The following is a 1,650-nucleotide window of genomic DNA, read 5'->3' as shown; positions in this document are numbered from 1 at the left end:
GTTGCCAGGGCGTGCGCGGCAGGGCGCCGGCGGCCGCTTCCAGGGCGGCCAGCTGCGCCGGGTCGGCCTGCACGCCGGCCACGTGCAGCGCGGCGGGGGCCAGCTTGACCTTGGCGCGCAGCACGAACATGGACAGGCGCTTGATCAGCGCCGCGGCCAGGTCCTGGCGCACCAGGGCGTACAACTGCGGGGCGTCCTCGGCCGGGGCGGCGCCGCGCCACATCACCAGGGTCGCCAGCAGGCGGCCCTTGGCGGTGCAGTAGCCGGCCAGGCGGGCGGCATCGGCGGGCAGGCCGGTGACGTCCTGGGTCAGCTGGCCGTGCAGAAAGGTCAGCGCGTCGGCGCCGCTGGCGCTGAAAACGGCGAAATCGTCCAACGGCGCCAATTGCGCGCAACCTTCGGCGCGCGCCGGGATCGAAGAATGGAAAGCATGCATGGCTGCGTGGGCCCGTGACTCGTCATCAAAGGGTTGATGATAGCTGTGTTCTCATCCTGGCAGGCCGATGCCCGCGCAGGGCAAAGGGGCGCGCGACGCGCTCCGGCCCTCGTTTTGCGCCGACAGGTCCGCGCGATCCATTAAACTTCCCAGACTTATGAAGAAGCGACTCCGTTTTTACGTCCTGTGGTCATTCCTGCTCATCGTGTTGGCCGTCGCCGCGACCGTCGGCGCCGCCTGGCACTGGATGCATCGACCCATTCCTCTGTCGGCCGACAGGATCGATTTCGTGGTGGACCCGGGCAGCAGCCCGCGCACCGTCGCGCGCGCGCTCAACGCGGCCGGCGTGCCGGTCTGGGAGCCGGGTTTCGTCTGGATGGCGCGCCTGACCGAGCAGGACAAGCTGATCAAGGCCGGCGGCTACCAGGCCATCAACGGCGACACGCCCTGGCTGCTGCTGGAACGCATGGCGCGCGGCGACATGACCCAGCGCCAGATCACCTTCCTGGAAGGCTGGACCTTCCGCCAGATCCGCCAGGCGCTGCGCGAGAATCCCGACGTCAAGCAGACCCTGGGCGACATCAGCGACGAAGCCCTGATGGAGCGCCTGGGCTCGGACATCAAGCATCCGGAAGGCCTGTTCTTCCCCGACACCTACATCTTCACGCCGGGCAGCTCCGACTACGACCTGCTGCGCCGCGCCTACCAGGAAGGCCAGCGCATCCTGGACGACACCTGGGCCAAGCGCCAGGCCGACCTGCCGCTGTCCACGCCCTATGAGGCGCTGGTGCTGGCGTCCATCATCGAGAAAGAAACCGGCCATGGCCCGGAGCGCCGCCGCGTCTCGGGCGTGTTCACCAACCGCCTGAAGATCGGCATGCTGCTGCAGACCGACCCCACCGTCATCTACGGCATGGGCGACGCCTACCAGGGCCGCATCCGCAAGCGCGACCTGCAGACCGACACGCCCTGGAACACCTATACGCGCCCGGGCCTGCCGCCCACGCCGATCGCCGCCGCCGGCCGCGCGGCGCTGCTGGCCGCGGTGCAGCCCGAGCAGCACAAATTCCTGTTTTTCGTCTCGCGCGGCAACGGCACCAGCGAGTTCTCGGTGAACCTGTCCGAGCACAACCGCAACGTCTCCCGCTATATCCTTGGCCGGACGCCAGCGGCGCGGCCGGCGCCGGCGGGCAGGCCCGCCGCGTCCGCGCCCG

General features: G+C 69.6%; 2 protein-coding genes. One reads left to right on the top strand and one right to left on the bottom strand.

The genetic code is table 11. From position 1 onward, the window contains the following. Positions 1-436, bottom strand: a 436-nt coding sequence (locus H0523_RS31980; protein WP_503467169.1) for a YgfZ family protein, incomplete at its 3' end; no start/stop codon positions are given. Between the two features lie 157 nt (positions 437-593). On the opposite strand from H0523_RS31980, the gene mltG reads away from it, so the two are divergent. Further along, positions 594-1,650 (top strand): endolytic transglycosylase MltG (gene mltG, locus H0523_RS31975; protein WP_180180320.1); only part of this gene is annotated, 1,057 nt, incomplete at its 3' end.

It is taken from the genome of Achromobacter insuavis (assembly GCF_902859645.1).
GTDB lineage: Bacteria > Pseudomonadota > Gammaproteobacteria > Burkholderiales > Burkholderiaceae_B > Achromobacter > Achromobacter insuavis.
This window is presented reverse-complemented; position numbering and strand designations above follow the sequence as displayed.